This window comes from Streptomyces sp. NPDC088254 (genome assembly GCF_044740925.1).
Taxonomy (GTDB): domain Bacteria; phylum Actinomycetota; class Actinomycetes; order Streptomycetales; family Streptomycetaceae; genus Streptomyces.
Genome location: NZ_JBIURQ010000001.1, coordinates 96578 through 115024 on the forward strand (window position 1 = coordinate 96578; position 18447 = coordinate 115024).

Below are 18447 nucleotides of genomic sequence, written 5' to 3' on the forward strand. Positions count from 1 at the left end.
TCCGCGGTACACCGGCACCGTACGCCACCCGGTGGGGTGAAGATCACAGGCCCGGGGCGTCACCGCCTCGTCGCGCGCTGAGTACGGTGTCCGGGTGCCGAAGCGCAAGAACACGTTCTCATCCTGGCGGCGCCGCCTGGGGCAGCGGGCCGTCCACGCGGGCTGGGCCTGGGTGCAGCGCACCGGCTCCGTCACCGCCGAGCACCCCGGCCGCCTCCGCTTCGGCGCGATCGGCGCGGCCACCCGGCTCGCCTTCCCGCTGGGCACGGTCTTCGGCGAGCCGTGGATCCACCTCGGCTCGCACTGCATCGTCGGCGAGCAGGTCACGCTGACGGCCGGTCTGATGCCCGACCTGGACCTCGGCCCCGACCCGATCCTGCGCATCGGCGACGGTGTGGTGCTCGGCCGCGGCAGCCACGTCATCGCCGACACCACGGTCACCATCGGCAGCGACTGCTACTTCGGCCCCTACGTCTACGTCACCTCCACCAACCACTCCTACGACGATCCGCACGAGCCCATCGGCAAGCAGTGGCCCCGGATGGAGTCCGTGGAGATAGGCCCCGGTTGCTGGATCGGCACCGGGGCGGTGATCCTGCCCGGCGCGCGGATCGGGCGGAACGTCGTCGTGGCGGCCGGCGCGGTGGTACGCGGCACGGTGCCCGACCACGCCGTGGTCGCGGGCGCGCCCGCGCGGGTCGTACGGCGCTGGACTCCCGCCGAGGGCTGGCAGCCTCCGCTGCGCACCCCGGCGCCGGTGCCGATCCCGGACGGAGTGACGTCCGAGCAGCTGGTCGCGCTGTCCGGGCTGGACGAGGAGTCGGCGGCGCGGCTGGCGGAACTGGAGCCGGAGCGCTGACCCGCCCCCGGTCGCGGCGCCGCGACCCGGCGCACCCGGCCGCCGCCCGGGTCGTCACGCAGTACAGTTCCTTGCACGAGCGAGTGCGACGCACAGCCGGGCGGCCGGTGAACCCCGCCCGTGGGTCCCGTGAGCGGGACCCCGTAAGTGGAACCCCGAGCATGGACGGAACGTGTCGGACCTCGACCTGCTGACCCAGTCCCTGGCGCGCAACGTCAAGCGCTGGCGCGCCGAGCGCGGCTTCACCCTCGACACGCTCGCCGCCCGCGCGGGTGTCAGCCGGGGCATGCTGATCCAGATCGAGCAGGCCCGCACCAACCCCAGCCTCGGCACCGTCGTCAAGATCGGCGACGCGCTCGGCGTCAGCATCACCACCCTGCTCGACTACGAACAGGGCCCGAAGGTGCGCGTCGTCCCCGCCGACCAGGTCGTCCGGCTGTGGCACACCGACGCGGGCAGCTACAGCCGCCTGCTCGCCGGCACCGAGGCGCCCGGCCCGCTGGAGATGTGGGAGTGGCGGCTGATGCCGGGCGAGAGCAGCGGTTCCGACCCGCATCCGACGGGCACGGTGGAGATCGTCCACGTGACGGCGGGCGAGCTGACCCTCACGGTCGAGGGTGACGAGTACCGCGTCCCGGCCGGCGCGAGCGCCACCTTCGACGCCGACGCGCCCCACACGTACGGCAATCGGGGCGAGACCCCGACGGAGCTGGTGCTGACCGTGTCCGTGCCGCCGGTGCGCTGAGCGACTGCACGCCGCACGCAGGCACGTGGTGACAGAGCGTCAGGGACTCGCGTGGTGGGCCAGTTCGAGGTGGGGGTCCGCCTCGCCGGGCGCAGCCGCCGGGTCGGCGTGGACCAGGGCGGCCGTCAGGCGGGGCACGGCGTGCAGCAACGCGTGCTCGGCGTCCACGGCGATCGCGTGCGCCTGACGTACCGTCACCTCACCGTCCACGACCACCGTCACCTCCGCGCGCAACCGGTGCCCGATCCAGCGCAGCCGCAGCTCGCCCACCTCGCGCACCCCCGCGACCTCACGCAGCGCCCCCTCGGCCCGGTCCACCAACGCCGGGTCGACGGCGTCCATCATCCGCCGGAACACCTCCCGCGCCGCATCCCGCAGGACCAGCGTGATGGCCGCGGTGATCGCCAGACCGACGACGGGGTCCGCGAATCGCCACCCCAGCGCCGAGCCTCCGGCGCCCAGCAGCACGGCCAGCGAGGTGAAGCCGTCGGCGCGCGCGTGCAGGCCGTCCGCGACCAGCGCCGCCGAGCCGATCGCCCGGCCGACGCGGATGCGGTAGCGGGCCACCCACTCATTGCCCGCGAACCCGGCCAGCGCGGCGACCGCCACCGCCGGCAGGTGCTCGACGGGCCGGGGGGCCAGCAGCCGCTCGACGGCCGTCCAGCCGGCGAAGACCGCCGAGGCCGCGATGACCAGCACGATCACGAGGCCCGCCAGGTCCTCCGCCCGACCGTAGCCGTAGGTGAACCGTCGCGTGGCCGCCCGGCGTCCCAGTACGAACGCGATCCCGAGCGGGACCGCGGTGAGGGCGTCGGCGGCGTTGTGCACCGTGTCGCCGAGCAGCGCGACCGACCCCGAGACCGCGACGACGACCGCCTGCGCGAGCGCGGTCGCGCCGAGCACCGCCAGCGAGACCCACAGTGCGCGCAGGCCCCGGGAGGAGGTCTCCAGTGCCGTGTCCAGCTTGTCGGCGCTCTCGTGGGAGTGCCGGTGCCAGGGTGTGTGGGGGTGGGCGTGCTTGAGCGTGTGGCCGGGGTCGTGCGAATGCCCGTGCCCGTGCTCATACGAATGCTGGTGTCCGTGTCCATGGCCGTGTCCATGGCCGGTTGTGTGCCGCTCGCTCACCTCGGTCCCCTTCCGGTGCTCGGGGTGGACTCATGCCCATCCGCAGCGCCATTATGTGCGTATGAGCGCACGCATGCACCTGTCAGCTGCACACCATGCGCATCCGCGCACCCTCGGCGAGGAGCAGTTCGCCCTCGCCGCCGAACTCCTCGCGCTGCTCGGCGACCGCACCCGGCTCGCTCTGCTGCACGCCCTGACCTCGGGCGAGGCGGACGTGACGACGCTGACCGAGGCGTGCGGGGCGGCCCGTCCGGCGGTCAGTCAGCATCTGGCGCGGCTGCGGCTGGCGGGGCTGGTGGCCACCCGCAAGGAGGGGCGGAGGGTGGTCTACTCGCTGCGCGACGGCCACCTGCGCCGCCTGGTGGACGAGGCGCTGAACGTCGCCGACCACCGACTCGGCGGGGAGCCGGTGCACGACTGAGCGACGACTGCTTGACGCGCGCCGACGTCGAGGGGCTCGTCTGATGCCGCCGGAGGAGGAGCACCGGGTCCAGGTTCACCTGGACCGCCTGCTGGCTGAGCGCGGCATGACCCTGTCCGAACTGGCGACCAGGGTCGGGGTGACGGTGGCCAACCTCTCCGTCCTGAAGAACGACCGGGCAAAGGCGATCCGCTTCTCCACCCTCACCGCGATCTGTCACGAACTCCACTGCCAGCCCGGCGACTTGCTCAGCGTCCGCGAGGCCTGACGCCCTGTTGGCCGTGGCAGGGATCGTTGAGCTACTGGTGCCGGACGAGTTGTGGGAGTCGTTCCAACGGGTGGTGCCGGAGCCGCCCGGGCGACGCCAGGGCGGGGGCCTCGCATCGCCCGCAAGGGCGTCGGGACCTCGCATCGACCCGGATGCCTCGGTGCTGCCGCCGGCTCACCAGGTGAGGCAATCCAAGCAACGTCAAAGCCTGCGCAAGCCCGCGCCCCGCAGAGCGGAATCCTGCATGACCTCGGCGCTCCGGCCGTCTCAGTCACTGTCGATCGCGTGGGCTTCCTTTATCACCCGATCACGGACTTCACCGATTTGCGGCAGCTGACGGAGGGGCTCGCCATCCTGCTGCCCACACTTGTCGAGCTGGCCGGCACGACACCGGGCGCCAGCGAGGCAGAAGCGTGAGCCTGACAGTCCCCGAATCGCTGCGAGGAGGGGACGCGGTCCACTTGGTGCTCACCGATATCGACCTCACCAACTCCGATTCGCCGGGACCACCCACCCGGACCAGTTGCGGCTGGAAGGGCGGTGCCCGCTGGTCACCCCCGTCCGGTCCACCGGGTGAACCGGCCGCGGGTGGTCAGCATCCCGATAGGGGAGCACGCCGCCCCGCTAAGGGCGCAGAGCGGCCGGCCGCGGCCCGGGGCGTCCTCGTCAGTGGTTCGTCCAGATGAGGTAGCCGACCAGGACCAGGAACGCCAGCGTGGTGAACGGCCCCCACCTTCCGGCACGACTCCACCGACCACCAGGTCGTCATCGACGCCACACCCGCTCGGTCGTCGTGGACGGCCGGCCGCTCGCCGGTAGCCGCAACGACTGCAGGGCGTGGGAGGGATCCGGTAGCCAAGGCTGCCGTCGGCGGCGGCAAGGTCACCACGATCGCCGACTGCGGCTATCTGGGCACCGGTCTGCTCGTCCCACACCGCGAGCGTGGCCAGACGCATCTCAGCCCGCAGCAGGAGGCGGATGCCTGAGACCCCCGGGCCTCGAGTGGCGGCGGCCCGTGAACTCGACGCCGAGCCGGGCATCAAGGGCGGGGCAAGCGGGGGATCTCGATCGCCGGGCAGCGGTCCATCACCATCTCCAGGCCCGCCGCGCGCGTGCGGGCGTAGGCGGACTCGTCCACGACGCCCAACTGGAACCACACCGCCTTCGCGCCCTTGGCGACCGCCTCGTCCGCGACCGCTCCCGCGAGGTCGCTGTTGACGAACACGTCGACGACGTCCACCTCGAAGGGTATGTCCGCGAGGGAGGCGTAGCCCTGCTCGCCGTGCACCGTCTCCGCCTTGGGGTGCACCGGGACGACCCGCTTGCCGAAGCGCTGGAGCACCTCGGCGACCCCGTAGGCCGCGCGCCGGGAGTTCGAGGACAGGCCCACCACCGCCCAGGTGTCGCCCAGTTCGGTGAGGATCTTGCGGACGGTTGCCTCGTCGCCGTACACGGGCGGCCTCCTGAAGCTGGTGTGTGCTTGCGCTGTCTGCCGATGAAGGTGCTCGCCTGGACAACAGCGGACACGCGGCACTCATTCCGCGCCGTCGGCCTGCGGGCGAGCCGTCCGCCGCCTACGCTCGGCCCGTGCTGCGCATCATCGACGCCCGAACCGGCGAGTACGTCACCGCCGCCCCCGCCCGCCGTGGACTGACCCGTGTCGAGGCCCACGCCTCGGGCGACGACACGGGCGCGTTGCGTGTCCTGCTCGTCGCCGACGTGCTCGTCCGCGCCCTGGAACTCGGAGGCACGCCCGTGCTGGCCACGCTCACCGCCGGCGAAGAGCCGGCGAAGCTGCGGGCGGCCGCCGCGGCCCTCGGCATCCGGCCCTTCGAGGAGGGGCGGGGCGCCGGGGACGGCGTGGGCGGGGCGCAGGCCCTGCACGTGGTGAGAGCGGGCGCCGAGACGCCCGACGGCGTCAGGATCGGCGTGGGGCCGGTGCTCACCCCCGCCTCGGCGTCGCGGGACACCGACCCCGCCGTCCTCCGCCTCGCCCTGCTCTCCCACCGCCACGGCGAGCCGGTCGCCCTCGACGAGACGGCTCTCGTCGCGGCCCGTGACACCCTTGTCCGCTGGCGCGGGGCGGTCGCCGACTGGGCGCGGCGGCCCTCGCGCCCGGTCCCCGAAGAGGTGCGCGGACGGCTGAGGGCCGCGTGGGAGGACGACCTCGACGTGCCCGAGGTGCTGCGCACACTGCGTCGCGTGGAGGAGGCGGGACCCCAACTCCCGGACGGGGCCCGCTTCGAGACCTACGCCTACGCCGACCGCCTCCTGGGCCTGGAGCTCACCCGCGACCTGGGATCGCCGTCATGAACGCGAGGGCGGAGGGGACCGGCGCGGAGCCTCGTCCCGAGAGCCCGGCCGTGGCCGGTGTCGTGCCGTTGCGGCGGCTGGTGGTGATGCGGCACGCCAAGTCGGCCTGGCCGGAGGGGACGCCCGACCACGAGAGGCCGCTGGCGCCGCGCGGACTCCGGGACGCGCCGGCCGCCGGCCGCGCGCTCGCCAGGGCGGGCCGGATCCCGGACCTCGCGGTGTGCTCCACCGCCGAGCGCGCCCGCCGCACCTGGGAACTGGCCTCGGCCGAGTGGCAGGCAGCGACGCCGGTCCGCCACGAGCCCCGGCTGTACGCGGCCGACGCCGCCGACCTGCTGGAGGTCGCCCAAGAGACGCCGCCCGACGTGGGCACCCTGCTGCTGGTGGGGCACAACCCCGGGCTGGAGGAGCTGATCCTCGCCCTGGCCGCCGAGGGCGTCGAGGACACCCTCACCGGGGTCCGCACGAAGTTCCCGACCTCCGCGATCGCAGTCCTGGACTGGCACGGCCTCACCTGGCAGACCTTGTCCCCCAGCACAGCTCTCCTCTCCGCGTTCACCATCCCCAGAGGACGCGACCGTGCCTGAGCTCGACCACCGCGCCGCGGTCACGAACGACGGCGCCGGAGGCGCTTCGGCCTGACACTGTGACGCGCGAAACATCCCCTGCGTGCCGCCGCCGGCCCATGCGCACAGCGCATCGCGCCGACAGCACGTCCCCCGCCACCGTCTACGCTGGCCGGATGCAGGACGAGTACCGCACCGTCGCCCGTGCCGGTGTGCATGAGATCGAGGTCAATCGGTCCCGGTTTCTCTGTGCGCTCGGGGCGGTGGCCGACGAGCGGGAGGCTCAGGACTTCGTCGCGGCCGTTCGCAAGGAGCACGCCGACGCCAGTCACAACTGCTGGGCCTACGTGATCGGCGCCGACGCCGGGATCCAGAAGGCGAGCGACGACGGCGAACCCGGCGGCACCGCCGGTGTGCCCATGCTCCAGATGCTGCTGCGCCGCGACATGCGGTACGTCGTCGCCGTCGTCACCCGCTACTACGGCGGCGTCAAGCTCGGCGCCGGCGGACTCATCCGCGCGTACGGCGGCGCCGTAGGCGAGGCCCTGGACGTCCTCGGCACCCGCACCCGCCGCCGCTTCCGCCTCGCCACCGTCACCGTTGACCACCAGCGCGCCGGCAAGCTCCAGAACGACCTGCACGCCACGCGTCGCGAGGTCCGCGACGTCCGCTACGGCGAGGCGGTCACGATCGAGATCGGTCTGCCGGACGCCGACGTGGACGCCTTCCGCCACTGGCTCGCCGACGCGACGGCGGGGACGGCCGGGTTCGAGCTGGGCGGGGAGGCGTACGGGGACGTCTGACGATTCCGTGTGGCCGATATGATGATGCGATACGGGAGTGACCGCCCGTGATGTCACACCCGGCCGTTAGTCTCGAGGATCATGAGGTTCCTGCACACGTCCGACTGGCACCTCGGCCGGGCCTTCCACCGGGTGAACATGCTCGGCGCCCAAGCCGAGTTCATCGCCCACCTCGTCGGCACAGCGCGTGAGCGCGAGGTCGACGCGGTGGTCGTCTCGGGTGATGTGTACGACAGGGCGGTCCCGCCGCTGGCCGCCGTCGAGCTGTTCGACGACGCCCTGCACCGGCTCGCCGAGCTGGGCGTGCCCACGGTGATGATCTCCGGCAACCACGACTCCGCGCGACGCCTCGGAGTGGGCGCCGGTCTCATCGGCCGCGCCGGCATACACCTGCGCACCGACCCGGCCGCCGCCGGCACACCGGTCGTGCTGGCGGACGCCTTCGGCGACGTGGCCTTCTACGGCCTGCCCTACCTCGAACCCGCCCTGGTGAAGGACGAGTTCGGGGTGGAGAAGGCCGGCCACGAGACCGTTCTCGCCGCCGCCATGGACCGTGTGCGCGCCGACCTCGCCACCCGCGCGCCGGGCACCCGCTCGGTCGTCCTCGCGCACGCCTTCGTCACCGGCGGCGAACCCAGCGACAGTGAGCGGGACATCACCGTCGGCGGTGTCGCCTCCGTGCCCGCCGGCGTCTTCGACGGCGTCGACTACACCGCCCTCGGGCACCTGCACGGCTGCCAGACCCTCACCGAGCGCGTCCGCTACTCCGGCTCCCCGCTGCCGTACTCCTTCTCGGAGGCCGCGCACCGCAAGACGATGTGGCTGGTCGACCTCGGCGCCGACGGATCGCTCGCCGCCGAGCGGATCGACTGCCCCGTGCCCCGCCCGCTGGCCCGGATCCGGGGCACGCTGGAGGAACTCCTCGACGACCCCGGGCTCACCCCGCACGAGGAGGCGTGGGTCGAGGCCACCCTCACCGACGCCGTGCGCCCCGCCGACCCCATGGCCCGGCTCGCCGAGCGCTTCCCGCACACCCTCAGCCTGGTCTTCGACCCCGAGCGGACCCCCGACGACCCGGACGTCTCCTACGCCCGCCGCCTGGCCGGACGCAGCGACCAGGAGATAGCCGAGGACTTCGTCACACACGTGCGCGGAGCCGGACCCGACGCCCACGAGCAGGGCGTGCTGCGGGACGCCTTCGACGCCGTGCGCGCCGACGACGCGGTGCGGGAGGTCGCCCGGTGAGGCTGCACCGGCTCCGGCTCACCGCCTTCGGCCCCTTCGGCGGCGCCCAGAGCGTCGACTTCGACGAGCTGTCCGCCGCCGGACTCTTCCTCCTGCACGGCCCGACGGGCGCCGGCAAGACCTCCGTCCTGGACGCCGTCTGCTACGCGCTCTACGGCGCCGTCCCCGGCGCCCGCCAGAGCGGCCAGGGCCAGACCCTGCGCAGCGACCACGCCGCCCCCGCCACCCGCACCGAGGTCACCCTCGAACTGACCGTCGCCGGACGCCGGTTGGAAGTCACCCGGCAGCCACCCTGGGAGCGCCCCAAGAAACGCGGCACGGGCACCACGGTCGAGAAGGCCCAGAGCTGGCTGCGCGAGTACGACGCCGGCGCCGGCGCCTGGAAGGACCTCAGCCGCTCCCACCAGGAGATCGGCGAGGAGATCGGCCAGCTGCTCGGGATGAGCCGCGAGCAGTTCTGCCAGGTCGTGCTGCTGCCGCAGGGCGACTTCGCCCGCTTCCTGCGCGCCGACGCCGAGGCGCGCGGCCGGCTGCTCGGGCGGCTCTTCGACACCCGCCGCTTCGCCGACGTTGAGAAGCGCCTCGCCGAGCGCCGACGCACCGCCGAGGCACGCGTGCGCGAGGCCGACGCCGCGCTGCTCGCCGACGCGCACCGCATGCAGCAGGCCGCCGGCGACGCCATGGAGCTGCCCGAGCTGACCCCGGGCGAACCGGGGCTCGCCGAGGCCGTGCTGAGCGCCGCCGCCGTCGCCCGCAGCACCGCCCGCGAGCAGCTCGCCATCGCCCGCCACGGCCGCCTCGCCGCCGGGGCGGCCCAGGCCGCCGCTGACCGCGACCTGTCCGACGTCCGCGAACTCGCCCGGCTCCAGCGGCGGTTCGAGGAAGCACGCGAACGGGCCGCGGTGCTCGAGGAGCGGGCCGGGGAGCACCGCGAGGCGCAGGCACGGATGGAGCGGGCGCGCAAGGCGGAGGCGGTGGCGCCGGCGCTGGAGCTGCGGGAGTCCGCCGACGCCGAGCACCGCGCCGCCGTCGACGCCGAGGCGCGCGCGCGGGCGCTGCTGCCGGAGCGGTTCGCGGACGACGGCGCCGCCGCACTCGCCGCCGCCGCCCGCCGGGCTGCCGAGGAGCTCGGCGGCCTTGAGTCCGCCCGCCGCGGCGAACGCCGGCTGGCCGAACTGGCCGCCGAACGGGCCGACCTGGACCGGCAGGAGCGCGCCGACGACGACGTCCTCACGGAGACGGAGGGCTGGCTCGCCGACTGGGACGCCACCCGTGCGGAGCTCCAGCGCCGGATCGACTCCGCCCAGGAGGCCGCCGCCCACGCCGAACAGCTCGCCGTGCGACGCGAGCCCGCCGGACGCCGGCTGGACGCCGCCCGGCAGCGCGACCGGCTGGCCCGCGACACCGAGGAGGCCAGGCGCCGCGCCCTCGCCGCGGCCGACCGCGCCCTCCAGGCGCGCACCCACTGGCTCGACCTCAAGGAGCAGCGGCTCGACGGCATCGCCGCCGAACTCGCCGCCACCCTCAAGGACGGCGCGCCCTGCGCCGTCTGCGGCGCCACCGAGCACCCCGCGCCCGCCCGCAAGGACGCCGGGCACATCGACCGCGAGGCCGAGGAACAGGCCCTCGCCGCCCTGCAGAGCGCCGAACAGCGCCGCGCGGACGCCGAACGCCACCTCGGCGCCGTCCGGGAGGCGCTCGCCGGGGCCGTCGCCGAAGCCGGCGACACCCCCACCGAGCAGCTCGCCGCGGAGGCCGAGGAACTGGACCTCGAACACGCCCGGGCCCGCCGGGACGCCTCCGCGCTGCACCCCGCGCGTGAGGAACTGCGCCGCGCCGAGCAGGAACACCGGCGGCGCACCGCCGCCCAGCGTGAGGCGCAGATCAGGGCCGCCTCCCGGGTCGGCCACCGGGACCGCCTGGAGCGTGAACGGGCCTCCCTGGACGAGGAGTTGAGGCATGCCAGAGGCGGCGCGCAGAGCGTCGCCGCGCGGATCGGGCACCTGGAGCGCCAGGCCGCCCTGCTCACCGAGGCCGCCGACGCCGTCCGCGCTGCCGAGGACGCGGCCGCCCGTCTCAAGACCGCCGACGGACGCCTCGACCAGGCCGCGTTCAAAGCCGGGTTCGACACCCCGCAGGCCGCCGCCGACGCCCTCCTCGACGACGCCGCGCACCGCGAGCTGCAACGCCGTCTGGACGCCCGGCAGACCGAGGAGACCGCCGTACGGGCCGTCCTCGCCGAACCGGAGACCGCGGCCGCCGCCCAGCGGCCGCCCGCCGACCTCCCCGCCGCCCGGGAGGCCGCCGACCGGGCCGCCGACCGACTGCGCCGGGCCGCCTCCGCCGAGGACGCCGCCGCCCGCCGCTGCGAGGAACTCGACCGCCTCTCCGCGCGCGCCGCCGACGGCGTACGGCGGCTCGGGCCGCTGCGCGAGGAGTACGACCGCGTCGCCCGCATGGCCGGCCTCACCGCCGGCACCTCCGCCGACAACGAGCGCAAGATGCGCCTGGAGTCCTACGTTCTGGCCGCCCGCCTGGAACAGGTGGCCGCCGCCGCGACCGCGCGGCTGCAGCGCATGTCCTCCGGGCGCTACACCCTCGTCCACTCCGACGACCGGACCGGACGCGGGCGCAGCGGTCTCGGGCTGCACGTCGTGGACGCCTGGACCGGCCGCGAGCGGGACACGGCCACGCTGTCCGGCGGCGAGACCTTCTTCGCCTCCCTCGCCCTCGCCCTCGGTCTCGCCGACGTCGTCACCGACGAGGCGGGCGGGGTCCGCCTGGACACGCTCTTCATCGACGAGGGCTTCGGCAGCCTCGACGACCAGACGCTGGACGAGGTCCTCGACGTCCTCGACTCGCTGCGCGAACGCGACCGCAGCGTCGGCATCGTCAGCCATGTGGCCGATCTGCGCCGCCGGATCCACGCCCGGCTGGAGGTCGTCAAGGACCGCACGGGCTCCAGCGTGCGCCAGCGCGTCCACTGACCACCGGCCGCTGATGCCGCCCGAGCACGGCGGGGACCCTGAGGCCCCCGCCTCGACATCCGCTCAGAGCTGCGACAGCTCGTCCACCAGATCGTCCAGGCCCAGCGAGCCCTGCGAAAGGGCCGCCATGTGCCAGGACTTGAGGTCGAAGGCGTCGCCGTGCCGTTCGCGGGCCTTCTCCCGGCCCAGCAGCCAGGCCCGCTCACCCAGCTTGTAGCCGATCGCCTGACCCGGGATGGTCAGATAGCGGGTCAGCTCGCTCTCCACGAACTCCTCGGAGCGGCTGCTGTGCGCGTTGAAGAACTCCTCGGCCAGCTCCGGCGTCCAGCGCTCACCCGGGTGGAAGGGCGAGTCCCCGGGGATCTCCAGCTCCAGGTGCATGCCGATGTCCACGATGACCCGCACGGCCCGCATCATCTGCGCGTCCAGGTAGCCGAGCCGCTGCTCGGCGTCCGTGAGGAAGCCCAGCTCGTCCATGAGCCGCTCCGCGTACAGCGCCCAGCCCTCGGCGTTGGCGCTGACCATGCCGACGGTGGCCTGGTAGCGGGAGAGGTTCTCCGCCACGTGCACCCACTGCGCGAGCTGGAGGTGATGGCCGGGGACGCCCTCGTGGTACCAGGTGGAGACGAGGTCGTAGACCGGGAAACGGTTCAGGCCCATCGTCGGCAGCCAGGTGCGGCCGGGACGGGAGAAGTCCTCCGACGGGGGCGTGTAGTACGGGGCGGCCGCGCTGCCCGCCGGGGCGATCCGAGACTCCACCTTCCGTACCCGCTCGGCGAGTTCGAAGTGGGTGCCGTCCAGAGCGTCGATCGCCTGGTCCATCAGGCCCTGCAGCCAGTCGCGGACCTCGTCGACGCCCTCGATGTGCTTGCCGTGCTCGTCGAGGTGCGCGAGGGCCGCCCACGGCGACGCGGCGCCCGGGAGGACCTTCTCCGCCTCCCGCCTCATCTCCGCGAGCAGCCGGTGGTACTCGGCCCAGCCGTACGCGTACGCCTCGTCCAGGTCGAGGTCGGTGCCGTTGTAGTAGCGCGACCAGCGGGCGTACCGCTCACGGCCGACGGTCTGCGGCGCACCCTCCACCGCGGGCGCGTACACGTCGCGCATGAAGTCCCGCAGCTCCACGACCGCCGCGGTCGCCGTCCGGGCCGCCTCGTCCAGCTCGGCGCGCAGCGACTCGGGTCCCGCGGCGGCGAACTCCTCGAACCAGCCGCGGCCCGAGCCGTCGGTGTCGGCCCACTCCGTGAGCTGTGCGACGAAGGCCGCGGTCGGCCGCGGAGCCGCGTACAGCTTGCGCTCCAGGCCGAGTTCCAGCGACTCCCGGTAGCCGGCCAGCGCCGCCGGGACCGCGCGCAGCCGCCGGCCGATCGCGGCCCAGTCGTCGTCGGTCCCCGTCGGCGTCACGGTGAACACCTCGCGCACGTTGTGCACCGGCATCCCCATGTTGCCGACCGCGCGCAGCCCTTCCTCGGCCTCGTGGACGGCGAGCTGGGCGGTGAGCCGCTCACGCAGCAGGCGCGCGCACCGGCGCTCGACGTCCCGTTCCGCGCCGGGCCGCCGCTCCGCCTCGGCGAGCCGCGTCAGGGTGTCCCGCGAGAGGCGCGCGAGGGCCTCCTGACCGGCGGGCGAGAGGTCGGGCAGTCGGCTCGAACTCTCCGGCGCGCCGAGGTAGGTGCCGGTGACCGGATCGAGGGCGATGAGCTCGTCGACGTAGGCGTCGGCGACCTCTCGGGGCAGCGGGCTGGTGATCTCTGACATGCGGCCATCCTCGTACGCGTACCGGCGCCGCGTCAGCCCCGTTTCCCCGGACGGCGCGCCGAGTCAGCCTGATCGCGCCGGTTCAGTCCTGCGAAGACGGCGGCGACGGTGGGACCGGCGGGCCGGGCGGGAGCAGCGGGCCGCAGTCCCACCGCTGGAAGATCAGCCGGGTCTCCACCCGGGCCACCTCCCGCCGGGCCGTGAACTCGTCCAGGACGAGCCGCTGCAGATCGGCCATGTCCGCGACCGCGACGTGCACGAGATAGTCGTCGGGCCCGGTCAGGTGGAACACCGTGAGCGCCTCCGGAAGCGCCCGCACCCGCTCCACGAACGGCCCGACCAGCTCCCGCCGGTGCGGCCGGACCTGCACCGACAGCAACGCCTGCAGCCCCCGCCCGAGTCTGGCCGGATCGAGCCGCAGCTGGTGCCCGAGGATCACACCCGAGCGGCGCAGCCGCGTCACTCGGTCCAGGCACGTCGACGGCGCGAGCCCGACCTGCACCGCGAGATCGCGGTAGGTGGTCCGGGCGTCGTTCTGCAGCAGCCGCAGCAGCTGGAGGTCCACCGGGTCGAGTACGACGGATTCGGCCATCGGCCGAACGTAGCACGGCCGATTCCCCGCCGAACCCGTCCGGTGTTCACCCTGCCGTCCATGGACTCTGCCTCCGCGAGCACACACGCGTACGACGGTGTACGCACCCTGGGAACGCCCCGCGCACTGGCCACCGAAGCCGTGCACGCCGGCCGGGACGACCTGGCCCGCCAGGGCCTGCACGCCCCGCCCATCGATCTGTCCACCACCTATCCCTCCTACGACAGCCGTGCCGAGGCCGCCCGCATCGACGCGTTCGCCGCCACCGGCGCCGAACCGGAGGGCCCGCCCGTCTACGGCCGGCTGGGCAACCCCACGGTCGCCCGCTTCGAAACCGCCCTCGCCCGGCTGGAGGGCACCGAGAGCGCGGTCGCCTTCGCCAGCGGCATGGCCGCGTTGAGCGCGGTGCTGCTCGCGCGCGGCTCGCTGGGCCTGCGGCACGTGGTGGCCGTCCGGCCGCTGTACGGGTGCAGCGACCATCTGCTGACCGCGGGGCTGCTCGGCTCGGAGGTCACCTGGACCGACCCGGCCGGGATCGCGGACGCGCTGCGCCCCGACACCGGCCTGGTGATGGTCGAGTCACCGGCCAACCCGACCCTCGCCGAGGTCGATCTGCGGGCGGTTGCCCACGCCTGCGGATCCGTGCCGCTGCTCGCCGACAACACCTTCGCCACACCGGTGCTCCAGCGGCCCGCCGAGCAGGGCGCACGGCTCGTGCTGCACAGCGCGACCAAGTACCTCGGCGGCCACGGGGACGTCATGGCGGGCGTGGTCGCCTGCGACGAGGAGTTCGCGGGGCGGCTGCGGCAGACACGGTTCGCCACCGGCGGGGTGCTGCACCCGCTCGCCGGCTATCTGCTGCTGCGCGGGCTGTCGACGCTTGCGGTGCGGGTGCGAGCCGCCTCGGCGACCGCCGCCGAACTGGTCCGCCGGCTGGCCGCGGACCCCCGCGTCGCACGCGTGCACTATCCGCGGATAGGCGGCGCGATGGTCGCCTTCGAGGTGCACGGCGATCCGCACGAGGTGATCGCCGGCGTCCGGCTGATCACCCCCGCCGTGAGCCTCGGCAGCGTCGACACCCTCATCCAGCACCCGGCGTCCATCAGCCATCGCATCGTGGACACACGGGACCGGCGGGACGCCGGGGTCGGTGACCGGCTGTTGCGGATGTCGGTGGGCCTTGAGGACGTCGAGGACCTGTGGGCGGACCTGGACGCGGCGCTGGGGGCCGGCCGGGAGCCCGCAAAGGCAGAAACGATTCACCGCGCACGGGCCGGGCACGGCCGCGCGGTGGTGTGACGGCTTCCCGGCCGGTGGGTGACGCGGGTCGCCGTACGCGGAACGGCCCGGCGGCGTCGTACGCCACCGGGCCGCCCTCCGGACGGTCCGCGTCAGTCGTGCGCTGCCTGCCTCTCGTACCGGTCGGAGGCCGCCCCGGCGCCGGCCCGCTCCAGGCGGGCGGTGATCACCAGGGTGCCCTCCTCGATCTGGTAGTCGAGGGGCAGACCCAGCCCGCGCATGGCGGCGACCATGCCGGTGTTGGAGGCCTGCGTCACCGCGTAGACGCTCGCGCAGCCCGCCTCCCGGGCCATCGCGACCAGCCGGCCCAGCAGTTCGCCGCCGATGCCGCGCCGCTGCCACTCGTCCTCGACGAGCAGGGCGACCTCCGTCTCGTCGCCGTCCCACAGCAGATGGCCGAGGGCGATGACGCGTCCCGACGGCGTCTGCACGGCGAGGGTACGGCCGTGGCGCGGGCTGAGCAGGTGGGTGAGGTAGCGGTCGGCGTCGCCGACGGGCCCGTGGTAGCGCAGCCCGAGCGTGCGGGGCGAGCAGCGCGCGTGCATCGCCTTGGCCGCCTTCACGTCTCCGGCGCCGGCCCGGCGCACGGTGATGTCGTCACCCTGAGGCAGCGTCAGCACGTCGAGCTGGGGCGGGACACGCGGACCGAGCCGGGCGTCCAGCTCGACCAGCGCGCGCGCCCGAGCGAACTCGGTCGGGGTGAACGGCAGATACGGCCGCTCCACGGCGATCACTCCGCCTTCCGGCGCCCGCAGGCGCATGACGGTGTCCTCCAGCACCCCCTCCACGGGGACCTGCTCCGGCTTCCGGCCGACGGGTCCGCCTGTGGCGGGCAGCGAGCGGATCGTGCACCGGCCCAGCAACTGGCGTAGGGCGAGGGGCAGTTCGGCGGGGTCGAGAGCGGTGCGGGTGGCCAGGCCCAGGACCCTGGTCGGGGCGTCCACGAGGTCGTGGGTGTCGGCCCGTTCGATCCAGGTGTCCGTGCCGCCGGCCTGAGCCACGGTTCCGGTGACCTCCGCCGCCGTGAGCGCGCCGGGCGCCCGCAGGAGGAACTCGTCCACCGTGTCCTCGCCCAGCGGGTGCGTCTGCAGGCTCAGGATGTCGACCCGGTGGGCGGCGAGGGCCGCGCAGAGTGCGGCCAGCGAACCCGGCTCGTCCTTCACCGTCGTGCGCATCCGCCACAGCGTGCTCGACTCGGCGGCGGGAGAGGGGAGTTCGGACTTCTGCCCGGCCGGCCCCGGCGCTGAGGGCGGCCGGGCGTCGGTATCGCTGGTATCGCTCGCGGGCGGCACGTGGTCGTGGCGTCGTGTGAGCCAAGGGGCGGCGGACTCCAGTGCGGCGCGCAGCAGGCGGCGCGCCGGGCGCTTGGGGTCGCAGTGCGTGTCGTCAGTCATGTCTCGAGTCATGCAGCCACTGTGAAGGAACGGTGTTGCGTGATCACGAACGGTGTGTGACCGATGGGTAAAGGAACCATTTGACCCTTTCTTCAAGGATTGTACAGATATGGGGGCGTATGCCGTTCGGACTCTCGCGTCGCCGTCGACCGAGGTCCTGCGTCCTCCCCGGGGGCCGGGCCGCGCACCGAAAGATGACGCCGATGCGCGGAACGCCCCTTCAGACTACGGGAGTCACCCCTGCGCCACGGGTCCCGTTCGGGACGTCCTGGACGAGGCCGACCGTACGACGTGGCTCACCACGTCCGCGAGTTCCTCGGCGTGCTTCCGGCCATGCCGGCGTGGCGTGATCGGCACGGCCGTCGGCGCCCCGCCGTCACTGCCCGACGCGGCCCGGCTGCAGCACCTGGGTGAACAGCACCGTGCCGTCCTGCTCGCGCAGTCGCACCGTCAACTCCCCGCTGTCGCCGTCGATGTCGACCTCGCCGAAGAACTGGTAACCGTCGGCGGGCGAGACGTTCGCCGTGGCCGGCGCCTTCACGAAGACGCGGTCCGGGCCGAACGTGCCGTCCAGCGCGCTCGCCGGGAAGGCGCCCGCGTTCAGTGGCCCGGAGACGAACTCCCAGAATGGCGCGAAGTGCTTGAACGCCGCCCGTGACGGGTCGTAGTGCTGGGCCGAGGTGTGGTGGACGTCCGCCGTCAGCCACACCGTGCCCGTGATCCGCCGGTGCTTGACGAACCGCAGCAACTCCGCGATCTGGAGCTCACGGCCGAGCGGCACGCCCGGGTCGCCCTGCGCGACCGCCTCGAAGTCGGGCTCGCCGTCGGTGGTGTCCGGCACGACCAGTCCGAGCGGCATGTCGGCGGCGATCACCTTCCACACCGCGCGGGAGCGGGTCAGTTCGCGCTTGAGCCACTCCAACTGCTCCCGGCCCAGGATGCCTTGTGCGTCGGCGGTCTGGGTGTCCGGCGAGTTGGCGTCACGGTAGGTGCGCATGTCCAGCACGAAGACGTCCAGCAGGGGACCGTGCCGCTGCACCCGGTGGACCCGGCCGCTCGGGCGGCGCAGGGTGGAGACAGGGAAGTACTCCGAGAACGCCCGGCGGGCCCGCGCGGCGAGCACGTCCACGTCCTTCTCGGTGTACCGGGCGTCCCCGAGGATCTCGCCCGGATACCAGTTGTTGGTGACCTCGTGGTCGTCCCACTGCACGATGGAGGGGACCTGGGCGTTGAAGCGCCTGAGGTTGTCGTCGAGCAGGTTGTAGCGGAAGTTGCCGCGGAACTCGGCGAGCGTCTCGGCGACCTTCGCCTTCTCCTCGGTGGTGACGTTCCGCCAGGTCCGCCCGCCGGGGAGCGGCGCCGACCCGGCGAGCGGGCCGTCGGCGTAGATGTTGTCGCCGCTGCACAGGAAGAAGTCGGGGTCGAGCGCGGCCATCGCCCGGTAGATGCGGTAGCCGCCGAGCTCCGGGTTGATGCCCCAGCCCTGTCCGGCCAGGTCGCCGGACCAGACGAACCGTACGCCGTCGCGCCGCGTCGCGGACGCCGTGCGGAACGTGCCGGTCACCGGTTCGCCCGTACGGCGCGGATCGTCCGGGTCGGCGAGCAGGACGCGGTAGTGGATCTGTTCGCCGGCCGGCAGCCCGTGCAGCCGGGTCGTGCCCGTGAAGTCGCTGTCCGCGCCCAGCAGGGGACCGAGCCGACGGCGCGCATTGCGGAACGACGGGGTGGCCGCCGTCTCCACGATCATCCGCGCCGGCCGGTCCGAGCGCACCCACACCAGCCCGGAGTCGGTGGTCACGTCCCCGGCCTGCACGCCCCAGCCGGCCCGGGGCCGCCCCGACAGGGCGAGGGCCGGCGCCGCGCCGGCCGCGACGGGCAGGGTCAGGGCCGCCGACGCGGCCAGCGAGCCGCGCAGCACGCTGCGACGCCCGGGGAGCGGACGAAGTGACATGACAGGCCTCCTGAGACGGAACCGACCGGTGTGCACAGCCACACCTACGGCCCCGCCACGGCCGGCACGCGAACCGGACGTGAACATCAGGACGCGGCGCGGAGGCGGACGCCGGCCACCGCGG

Annotated in this window: 17 protein-coding genes and 1 pseudogene; 12 read left to right on the forward strand and 6 right to left on the reverse strand. The window is 73.9% G+C overall.

What is annotated here, in order from left to right:
• Nucleotides 1-94 precede the first annotated feature (94 nt).
• Nucleotides 95-859, forward strand: coding sequence for an acyltransferase (locus ACIOC0_RS00510; RefSeq protein ID WP_402150482.1), 765 nt, complete (start codon nt 95-97; stop codon nt 857-859).
• Between the two features lie 172 nt (nt 860-1031).
• On the forward strand, nt 1032-1604 hold the full coding sequence (locus tag ACIOC0_RS00515; RefSeq protein WP_130439803.1) for a helix-turn-helix domain-containing protein: 573 nt from the start codon (nt 1032-1034) through the stop codon (nt 1602-1604).
• Between the two features lie 39 nt (nt 1605-1643).
• Here ACIOC0_RS00515 and ACIOC0_RS00520 read toward each other — a convergent pair whose 3' ends face one another.
• Nucleotides 1644-2729, reverse strand: a complete 1086-nt coding sequence (locus tag ACIOC0_RS00520) for a cation diffusion facilitator family transporter (protein ID WP_402150486.1) — start codon at nt 2727-2729, stop codon at nt 1644-1646.
• 61 nt (nt 2730-2790) lie between these two features.
• Between ACIOC0_RS00520 and ACIOC0_RS00525 the strand changes: the two genes are divergently transcribed.
• From ACIOC0_RS00525 to ACIOC0_RS00540, 4 genes and pseudogenes are all read left to right on the forward strand, one after another.
• Nucleotides 2791-3150, forward strand: coding sequence for an ArsR/SmtB family transcription factor (locus ACIOC0_RS00525; protein WP_402150489.1), 360 nt, complete (start codon nt 2791-2793; stop codon nt 3148-3150).
• 43 nt (nt 3151-3193) lie between these two features.
• On the forward strand, nt 3194-3418 hold the full coding sequence (locus ACIOC0_RS00530) for a helix-turn-helix domain-containing protein (RefSeq protein WP_402150492.1): 225 nt from the start codon (nt 3194-3196) through the stop codon (nt 3416-3418).
• A 285-nt stretch (nt 3419-3703) separates the two neighbouring features.
• Complete coding sequence (locus ACIOC0_RS00535; protein WP_402150495.1) at nt 3704-3835, forward strand: hypothetical protein; 132 nt, start codon at nt 3704-3706, stop codon at nt 3833-3835.
• A 329-nt stretch (nt 3836-4164) separates the two neighbouring features.
• Nucleotides 4165-4392 (forward strand): annotated as a pseudogene (locus ACIOC0_RS00540) (IS5/IS1182 family transposase); the annotation flags it as partial.
• A 65-nt stretch (nt 4393-4457) separates the two neighbouring features.
• Here ACIOC0_RS00540 and ACIOC0_RS00545 read toward each other — a convergent pair.
• Nucleotides 4458-4871, reverse strand: a complete 414-nt coding sequence (locus ACIOC0_RS00545; protein WP_402150498.1) for a CoA-binding protein — start codon at nt 4869-4871, stop codon at nt 4458-4460.
• Nucleotides 4872-5005: 134 nt separating this feature from the next.
• Between ACIOC0_RS00545 and ACIOC0_RS00550 the strand changes: the two genes are divergently transcribed.
• From ACIOC0_RS00550 to ACIOC0_RS00570, 5 genes are all read left to right on the forward strand, one after another.
• The gene (locus tag ACIOC0_RS00550; RefSeq protein WP_402150500.1) at nt 5006-5731 is read left to right on the forward strand and encodes a hypothetical protein; all 726 of its coding nucleotides are present in this window, start codon (nt 5006-5008) and stop codon (nt 5729-5731) included.
• The gene (locus ACIOC0_RS00555; protein WP_402150503.1) at nt 5728-6318 is read left to right on the forward strand and encodes a SixA phosphatase family protein; all 591 of its coding nucleotides are present in this window, start codon (nt 5728-5730) and stop codon (nt 6316-6318) included. Before ACIOC0_RS00550 ends, ACIOC0_RS00555 begins: the two co-directional genes overlap by 4 nt.
• A gap of 155 nt (nt 6319-6473) precedes the next feature.
• Complete coding sequence (locus ACIOC0_RS00560; protein ID WP_402150506.1) at nt 6474-7100, forward strand: YigZ family protein; 627 nt, start codon at nt 6474-6476, stop codon at nt 7098-7100.
• 81 nt (nt 7101-7181) lie between these two features.
• On the forward strand, nt 7182-8345 hold the full coding sequence (locus tag ACIOC0_RS00565; protein WP_402150509.1) for an exonuclease SbcCD subunit D: 1164 nt from the start codon (nt 7182-7184) through the stop codon (nt 8343-8345).
• Nucleotides 8342-11332 carry an AAA family ATPase gene (locus ACIOC0_RS00570; protein ID WP_402150512.1) on the forward strand — a complete coding sequence of 997 codons (2991 nt, stop codon included), beginning with the start codon at nt 8342-8344 and terminating at the stop codon, nt 11330-11332. The genes ACIOC0_RS00565 and ACIOC0_RS00570 overlap by 4 nt, the downstream gene beginning before the upstream one ends.
• A gap of 63 nt (nt 11333-11395) precedes the next feature.
• On the opposite strand, the gene ACIOC0_RS00575 is transcribed toward ACIOC0_RS00570, so the two are convergent.
• Together ACIOC0_RS00575 and ACIOC0_RS00580 are read right to left on the reverse strand one after the other, a co-directional pair.
• Nucleotides 11396-13087 carry a DUF885 domain-containing protein gene (locus ACIOC0_RS00575; RefSeq protein ID WP_402150515.1) on the reverse strand — a complete coding sequence of 564 codons (1692 nt, stop codon included), beginning with the start codon at nt 13085-13087 and terminating at the stop codon, nt 11396-11398.
• A gap of 82 nt (nt 13088-13169) precedes the next feature.
• Nucleotides 13170-13679 carry an Lrp/AsnC family transcriptional regulator gene (locus ACIOC0_RS00580; protein ID WP_402150517.1) on the reverse strand — a complete coding sequence of 170 codons (510 nt, stop codon included), beginning with the start codon at nt 13677-13679 and terminating at the stop codon, nt 13170-13172.
• A gap of 60 nt (nt 13680-13739) precedes the next feature.
• On the opposite strand from ACIOC0_RS00580, the gene ACIOC0_RS00585 reads away from it, so the two are divergent.
• Complete coding sequence (locus tag ACIOC0_RS00585; protein ID WP_402150520.1) at nt 13740-14978, forward strand: trans-sulfuration enzyme family protein; 1239 nt, start codon at nt 13740-13742, stop codon at nt 14976-14978.
• A 92-nt stretch (nt 14979-15070) separates the two neighbouring features.
• On the opposite strand, the gene ACIOC0_RS00590 is transcribed toward ACIOC0_RS00585, so the two are convergent.
• Both ACIOC0_RS00590 and ACIOC0_RS00595 read right to left on the reverse strand, forming a co-directional pair.
• Entirely contained in the window at nt 15071-16372 is a 1302-nt protein-coding gene (locus ACIOC0_RS00590) for a GNAT family N-acetyltransferase (protein ID WP_402150523.1), read from the reverse strand.
• A gap of 376 nt (nt 16373-16748) precedes the next feature.
• Nucleotides 16749-18323 carry an alkaline phosphatase D family protein gene (locus ACIOC0_RS00595; RefSeq protein WP_402150525.1) on the reverse strand — a complete coding sequence of 525 codons (1575 nt, stop codon included), beginning with the start codon at nt 18321-18323 and terminating at the stop codon, nt 16749-16751.
• Nucleotides 18324-18447 lie beyond the last annotated feature (124 nt).

Bases quoted from the DNA above. Each gene is read 5' to 3' on its own strand.
- ACIOC0_RS00525 (WP_402150489.1), top strand. From the start codon at position 2,791: ATGAGCGCACGCATGCACCTGTCAGCTGCACACCATGCGCATCCGCGC.
- ACIOC0_RS00530 (WP_402150492.1), top strand. From the start codon at position 3,194: ATGCCGCCGGAGGAGGAGCACCGGGTCCAGGTTCACCTGGACCGCCTG.
- ACIOC0_RS00555 (WP_402150503.1), top strand. From the start codon at position 5,728: ATGAACGCGAGGGCGGAGGGGACCGGCGCGGAGCCTCGTCCCGAGAGC.
- ACIOC0_RS00560 (WP_402150506.1), top strand. From the start codon at position 6,474: ATGCAGGACGAGTACCGCACCGTCGCCCGTGCCGGTGTGCATGAGATC.
- ACIOC0_RS00565 (WP_402150509.1), top strand. From the start codon at position 7,182: ATGAGGTTCCTGCACACGTCCGACTGGCACCTCGGCCGGGCCTTCCAC.
- ACIOC0_RS00575 (WP_402150515.1), bottom strand. From the start codon at position 13,087: ATGTCAGAGATCACCAGCCCGCTGCCCCGAGAGGTCGCCGACGCCTAC.
- ACIOC0_RS00580 (WP_402150517.1), bottom strand. From the start codon at position 13,679: ATGGCCGAATCCGTCGTACTCGACCCGGTGGACCTCCAGCTGCTGCGG.
- ACIOC0_RS00585 (WP_402150520.1), top strand. From the start codon at position 13,740: ATGGACTCTGCCTCCGCGAGCACACACGCGTACGACGGTGTACGCACC.
- ACIOC0_RS00590 (WP_402150523.1), bottom strand. From the start codon at position 16,372: ATGACTGACGACACGCACTGCGACCCCAAGCGCCCGGCGCGCCGCCTG.
- ACIOC0_RS00595 (WP_402150525.1), bottom strand. From the start codon at position 18,323: ATGTCACTTCGTCCGCTCCCCGGGCGTCGCAGCGTGCTGCGCGGCTCG.